The sequence below is a fragment of the Corallococcus sp. AB030 genome, assembly GCF_003668965.1.
In the GTDB taxonomy this organism is placed as follows: domain Bacteria; phylum Myxococcota; class Myxococcia; order Myxococcales; family Myxococcaceae; genus Corallococcus; species Corallococcus exiguus.
The window spans coordinates 1-2,581 of record NZ_RAWQ01000409.1 but is presented as its reverse complement, the minus strand read 5'-3'; the positions used below and the strand labels follow the sequence as shown (position 1 = coordinate 2,581).

4 protein-coding genes are annotated in these 2,581 nt (G+C 67.8%); all 4 read right to left on the bottom strand.

Annotation, left to right across the window (positions count from 1 at the left end):
• Nucleotides 1-390: 390 nt before the first annotated feature.
• Nucleotides 391-843 (bottom strand): hypothetical protein, encoded by a 453-nt coding sequence (locus tag D7Y15_RS43075; protein ID WP_120575622.1) that lies wholly within the window; start codon nt 841-843, stop codon nt 391-393.
• Nucleotides 840-1,487 (bottom strand): anti-sigma factor, encoded by a 648-nt coding sequence (locus D7Y15_RS43070; RefSeq protein ID WP_120575623.1) that lies wholly within the window; start codon nt 1,485-1,487, stop codon nt 840-842. Before D7Y15_RS43070 ends, D7Y15_RS43075 begins: the two co-directional genes overlap by 4 nt.
• Before the next feature lie 84 nt (nt 1,488-1,571).
• On the bottom strand, nt 1,572-2,186 hold the full coding sequence (locus D7Y15_RS43065; protein ID WP_120575660.1) for an RNA polymerase sigma factor: 615 nt from the start codon (nt 2,184-2,186) through the stop codon (nt 1,572-1,574).
• 61 nt (nt 2,187-2,247) lie between these two features.
• Complete coding sequence (locus tag D7Y15_RS43060) at nt 2,248-2,484, bottom strand: hypothetical protein (protein ID WP_121756183.1); 237 nt, start codon at nt 2,482-2,484, stop codon at nt 2,248-2,250.
• Nucleotides 2,485-2,581: the final 97 nt, after the last annotated feature.

The following is a 2,581-nucleotide window of genomic DNA, read 5'->3' as shown; positions in this document are numbered from 1 at the left end:
GTCCCGCCCGTCCTGCCCTCAGACCCAAGAGCAACTGCCGTGCCGTCGCTCAACCCAGCGTTTTCCGAGGGAAGAAACCCTGGAGCACCCCTGCCTCGCAGGGCAGGACTGACTTTCTTTCAGCCCGGCTCCAGGTAGATCCGCCCTCTTTCCTGCCCTCCGGTGCCATGCGCACCCCGGCGCACGTCAGGCGGGGGACGGAGCTGTCCGACGCTGGGACAGCACACCGTCCACGCAGGGGTGGATGTGCGAGGACCTGGGAAGCTTCAGGGATGGTGGGCCCTGACGCGGGGCCGCCCGGGGAGAAGGGGGCCATCCAGGCGTCAGGGTGGGGATTCCGCGGACGGCGCCTGCCTCGAGGGCGGCGCGCATCCGTCACGACTTACACAGCTACTTCGACGGCGGCACCAGGACGAGGATGAGCTCGCCACCCACGTGCTTGCCGGCCTTCTGGTACACGGCGCCCTGACGGCCCAGCTCCACCTCCACGGAGGACTGGTTCGGGATGATGACGCGCAGCGTGGCGCTGCCGTCCTTCATGCCCAGCAGCTGGAGCGACGCGTTCGTCCCGTTGGGGAGCTTCACTTCCGTGGGCTTCTGGGCGCCCACCTCCACGGTGTCCAGCGACATGCGCTTGAAGGAGGTGAAGCTGAAGTTCTGCTTCTGGAACGCCTCCTTCATCTTGTTGAGCTCGGGCGGCTCCACCGCGGTGCCCTTGTTGGAGGCCAGCACCACCTCCACCTGCACCTTCACCTTCTGCTCCTGGGCGGAGGCGACCGCCGGCCCCATCACCAGACCCACGGCGAACAGCAGAGCCAGCACCGCCCACGTCGGCTTCGTCATAGCGCTCCTCCGGTGGGCCGGGGCGGGACGGACGGAGCCGGCGTCGGCTGTCCTCCCTGGCCATCCTGCTCCACGCTCGAATCCTGGGACTCCACCGCGCCCGGCTTCTTCTCCTTCACGGGCTCCGGGGCCTGCTCCTGCTCGTCCACCATCCAGATGATGGAGCCGCCGCCCTCCGTCTCCATCACCACCGGGGCCACGCGGGCGCCCTGGTAGGACTGGATGGACTTCACCGTCATGCGCTCGGCGGCGTAGCCCTCCGGCGCGTTGTCGCGCAGCACCAGCGGCAGGGCCACCAGCATCACCACCGCGGCGGTGGCCAGCGACGAAATCATCGCCGTGCGCTGGTAGAGGAACATCTCCGACAGGGCCAGCCGCATCCGCTCGATGAGGGGCGGCTTCTCCGGCGTCACCCGGGCCATGACCTTCTGGGCGAAGTCCTTGAAGTCGACGTCGTCCACCGCCATGTCCAGGCCGACCCGGAGCAACCCGGACTCGGCGCGCAGGTCCGCCGCGCGGCCTGTGCAATCCCGGCAGGCGGCCAGGTGCCGCTCCACGTTGACGCGCTCCCCAGGAGCGACTTCACCGTCGATGTAGGGAGACAGGAGCGGTACGAAACGCTCACACGCGGGATTTCCGGCCATACTCTTCACCCTGCGGGCTGGTGGGAATTCGTCGGTGGGACGCGACGGGCCCCACGGATATTCGAGGAGGCCTTTCTGGCATCCTCATTCGTTGCCCACTCCGCTCTTGGCTTCGTCCAGCTCCAGATAATCCCCCAGGATTTTCTGCACCTTGGCGCGCGCGTGGAAGAGCCGGCTCATCACCGTGCCCTTGGGGATGTCCAGCGTGCGGGCCAGGTCCTCGTAGGACATTCCCTCGATTTCGCGCAGCAGGAGGATGGCGCGGTGCTTCTCCGGCACCGTGGCCAGGGCCTCCTGGATCTTCTCCGCCAGCTCCTTGCGTAGGGCGCTCTTCTGGGGATTGGTCCCCAGGCGGCTGCCGAGCGCGCCGATGCGGGCTTCGGAGAGGTCCACTTCCTGCGTCTCGTCGAACTCCACGGCCTCGCCGCCGCCGCGGCGCTTGCGCAGCACGTCGATGCAGATGTTGGACGTGATGCGGTAGAGCCACGTGTAGAAGGACGCGTCGCCCTTGAAGTGGTCCAGGTACTTGTAGACCTTGACGAACGCCTCCTGAGAGACGTCCATCGCCTCCTCCTTGTCCTTCAGCATTCCGAGCGCGACGGCATACACCTTGCGCTGGTAACGCTCGACGAGGAGCTTGAAGGCGCGCTGGTCCCCGCTGCGGACGCGCTTGACGAGTGTGAGGTCGTCGGTGGCCAAGTGCGCGGCACCGTAGCACAGGCCGCGCCAACCCCAAGGCTTTCGACGCGCCCCGTCGCTCCTAGAGGGAGCTGACGAGCGCGATGGCCGCCAGGGCCAGGCCCACCATGGCCAGCACCGCCCCGAAAATCATGCGGTCCCACTGGGCCTGGGTGACGGCGGAGTCCTCCGTGTCCTCCCCGGCCCGGAAGGTGTGGAGCACGTTCCAGAACATGCGGCCGCCCAGCCGGCGGTCGGTGCCATGGCGGTCGCGGGGGTCGTCGTTCTGGAGGGGGTGCCCCTGGGCGTCCCGGCGCACGAAGGTGCCGGGCAGGGGGTGGTAGAGGCCGGGGGCTGGCTCTTATACACATCTCCGAGCCCACGAGACGCTCATGAATCTCGTATGCCGTCATCTG